This window comes from Cellulomonas sp. IC4_254 (genome assembly GCF_011603975.1).
In the GTDB taxonomy this organism is placed as follows: domain Bacteria; phylum Actinomycetota; class Actinomycetes; order Actinomycetales; family Cellulomonadaceae; genus Cellulomonas.
This window is the reverse complement of record NZ_JAANNB010000292.1, coordinates 1-3,154: the sequence shown is the minus strand read 5'-3', so window position 1 is coordinate 3,154 and position 3,154 is coordinate 1. Positions and strand designations below refer to the sequence as shown.

The window sequence follows — 3,154 nt, the reverse complement described above, 5'->3', positions numbered from 1 at the left end:
GGGGTGCCGGGGGCCCGGGTGTGACTAGGGTGACACCCATGACGTGGCTGACGACGCCCGCGCACGCCCGCTGGCTCGAGACCGAGACCGACCGCCTGCTCGCCTTCGGGAAGGCCGCCGCCGCCCCGTCCGGCGGGTTCCTCCGCCTGGACGACGTGGGCCGGCCGCTGCCGGGTCCCGCCGAGCTGTGGATCACCTGCCGGATGACGCACGTCTACGCGCTCGCTCACCTGCTGGGGCGGCCGGGCTCCGCGGCGCTGGTCGACCACGGGCTCGCCGCGCTCGACGGGCTGTTCCGGGACGCCGAGCACGGCGGCTGGTACGCCGAGGTGGACGCCGACGGCAGCCCGCGCGACGACGCCAAGGCGGCGTACCCGCACGCGTTCGTCGTACTCGCGACGTCCTCCGCGGTCGCCGCGGGCCGGCCGGGCGCCGAGGCGCTGCTGCGCGAGGCCCTGGAGGTCTCCGAGCGGCGGTTCTGGGACGAGGAGGCCGGGATGGCGGTCGAGTCCTGGGACCGGGCGTTCACCGTGCTCGACCCCTACCGCGGCGTCAACGCGAACATGCACACGGTCGAGGCGTACCTCGCGGCGCACGGCGTGACCGGCGAGCGGGTGTGGCTGGACCGCGCCGTGCGGATCCTCACCCGGGTGGTGCACGGCTTCGCGCGGGACAACTCCTGGCGGATCCCGGAGCACTTCGACGCCGCCTGGGACGCCGACCTGGAGTACAACGCCGACGCCCCGGCGCACCCGTTCCGGCCGTACGGCGCGACCGTCGGGCACTGGCTCGAGTGGGCGCGGCTCACCCTGCACGCCCGGGCCTCGCTCACCGCCGCCGGGGACGTCGCGCCGCTCTGGATGGTCGAGGACGCCACCGCGCTGTTCGACGCGGCGGTCCGCGAGGGCTGGGCCGTCGACGGCGCGCCCGGGTTCGTCTACACCGTCGACTGGTCCGGGCAGCCGGTCGTGCGCGAGCGGATGCACTGGGTCGCCGCCGAGGGCATCGCCGCCGCGGCCGCCCTGCACGCCGCCACCGGCGAGCAGCGGTTCGACGACTGGTACGCCACCTGGTGGGACTACGCCGCCGAGCACCTGCTCGACCACGAGGGCGGCTCGTGGTGGCACGAGCTCGGCACCGACAACCGGGTGTCCCGCACGGTGTGGGAGGGCAAGGCCGACCTCTACCACGCGGTGCAGGCCACGCTGATCCCGCGGCTGCCGCTGGCGCCGGTGCTGGCCCCCGCCCTCGCGCAGGGGCTGCTGGACTGACGCCCCGCGGCGGCGCCGGGACGCGCCGCGGCGGGCACCGGCGCGCAGGGGTGCGGCGCGGGACCTAGAGTTCCGCCGTGCCCAGGCTCCGGCGTGCCGTTCCGTGGTGGGCGGTCGCGCTGCTGCCGGCCGTCGCCGCGGTGCTCACGGGCGCCCTGCCCCGGGCCGACGCGGTGGCCCTCGCCGAGCGGGTCGGGCCCGTGCTGCTGTTCGTCGCGGCCCTCACCGTCGTCGCGGAGCTGTGCGGCGCCGCCGGGCTGTTCGACCTCGCGACCGACGCCGCCGCGCGCGCCTCGGGCGGCCGGCGGTGGCTGCTCTGGCTGCTGCTGGTCGGGATCGCGGTCGCGTCCACCGTGCTGCTGTCCCTGGACACCACGGCCGTGCTGCTCACGCCGCTGGCGATCACGCTGGCCCGGCGCACCCGCACGTCGCCGCTGCTGCTCGTGCTCACCGTGGTGGCGCTGGCGAACACCGCGTCGCTGCTGCTGCCGGTGTCCAACCTGACCAACCTGCTCGCCGACCACCGGTTCGCGGACCAGGGGGTCAACTACCTGGGCGTGATGTGGGCGCCGGCGCTCGCGGCCGTCGTCGTCACCGTCGCGGTGCTCGCCGTCCGCGGGCGCCGGGACCTGCGCGGCCGGTTCGAGCAGGGCGAGCGGTACGTGCCGCCGGACCGCTCGCTGGTGGTGGCCACCGGGGTCACGGTGGCGGTGATGGCGGTCGGGTTCGTGGCGGGGCTCCCGGTGTGGGCCGTGGCCCTCGGGGCGGCGGTGGTGCTGCTCGCCGCGTTCGCCGTGCGGCGCCGGCCGGTGCCCGGCCGGGCGCGCGACCTCGTGCCGTGGAAGATGATCCTCGTCGTCGGCGCGCTGTTCGTGGTCGTCGAGACGCTGCACGTGCGCGGGCTCGGGGACTGGGTGCTCGACGCCGCGCCGGGCGGCGCGGACGCCGGGGCGCTGCTCGGCGTCGCGGGGCTGTCGGCGGTGGTCGCCAACGTGATCAACAACCTGCCCGCCTACCTCCTGCTGGAGCCGGTCGCGGGGGAGGACGTGCGCCGGCTCGCGGCCGTGCTGATCGGCACCGGGGTCGGGCCGCTGCTGACCCCGTGGGCCTCGCTGGCGACCGTGCTGTGGTGGCGCCGGTGCCGGCAGGCGCTGGTGCACGTGCCGGCGCGGGCGTTCCTGGTGCAGGGGCTGTGGCTGGCGCCGCTGTGCGTCGGCGCGTCGGTGCTGGCGCTCGTGGCCGTGGCCTGAGCCGCGCCGGGGCGGCCCGGGCGGTCAGGACGTCCGCGTGGAGCGCGCGCGCACGTGCATGCGCTCGCCCTGCGGGCCCCACAGGGTCAGCACCTCGGCGGCGCCGGGGCCCGGGTTGGTGAACCAGTGCGGGATCCGGGTGTCGAACTCGACGGCCTCGCCCGGCTCGATCATCAGGTCGTGCTCGCCCAGCACCAGGCGCATCCGCCCGGAGAGCACGTACATCCACTCGTAGCCCTCGTGGGTGCGCGGGTCGACCGGGCCGGGGTTGTGGCCGGCGGGGAACACCTGCTTGTACGCCTGCAGCCCGCCCTGCCGCCGGCTCAGCGGGACGAACGTGACCCCGTGCCGCTCGACGGGCGACAGGTGCACCCGCGGGTCGCCGGTCTCCGGGGCGCCGACCAGCTCGTCCAGCGGGACCTGGTGCGCCCGGGCCAGGGGCAGCAGCAGCTCGAGCGTGGGACGCCGCCCTCCCGACTCGAGCCGGGACAGGGTGCTCACCGAGATGCCGGTGCTGCGGGACAGGTCCGCGAGTGTCGCGCCGCGGCGCAGGCGCAGGTCGCGCAGCCGGGGGCCGACGGCCTCGAGCACGGGCTCCAGGTCGGCGGGGGCGTCCGCGACGGGCGCGGGCGT

The 3,154-nt window shown here is 76.9% G+C and carries 3 protein-coding genes; 2 read left to right on the top strand and 1 reads right to left on the bottom strand.

Translation table 11 applies throughout. The features are described 5' to 3' along the window. Positions 1–38 precede the first annotated feature (38 nt). A complete protein-coding gene (locus G6556_RS17975; RefSeq protein ID WP_166944396.1) occupies positions 39–1,271 on the top strand; it encodes an AGE family epimerase/isomerase in 1,233 nt (410 codons plus the stop codon). A gap of 77 nt (positions 1,272–1,348) precedes the next feature. Continuing rightward, positions 1,349–2,521 carry an SLC13 family permease gene (locus tag G6556_RS17970; RefSeq protein ID WP_166944394.1) on the top strand — a complete coding sequence of 391 codons (1,173 nt, stop codon included), beginning with the start codon at positions 1,349–1,351 and terminating at the stop codon, positions 2,519–2,521. A gap of 24 nt (positions 2,522–2,545) precedes the next feature. Here the strand turns inward: G6556_RS17970 and G6556_RS17965 are convergent, their stop codons facing one another. Beyond that, entirely contained in the window at positions 2,546–3,121 is a 576-nt protein-coding gene (locus G6556_RS17965; RefSeq protein WP_166944398.1) for an XRE family transcriptional regulator, read from the bottom strand. Between the last annotated feature and the right edge of the window lie 33 nt (positions 3,122–3,154).

What these genes read in the sequence shown, in the direction of transcription:
- G6556_RS17975 (WP_166944396.1), top strand. Translation starts at nt 39, where the DNA reads ATGACGTGGCTGACGACGCCCGCGCACGCCCGCTGGCTCGAGACCGAG.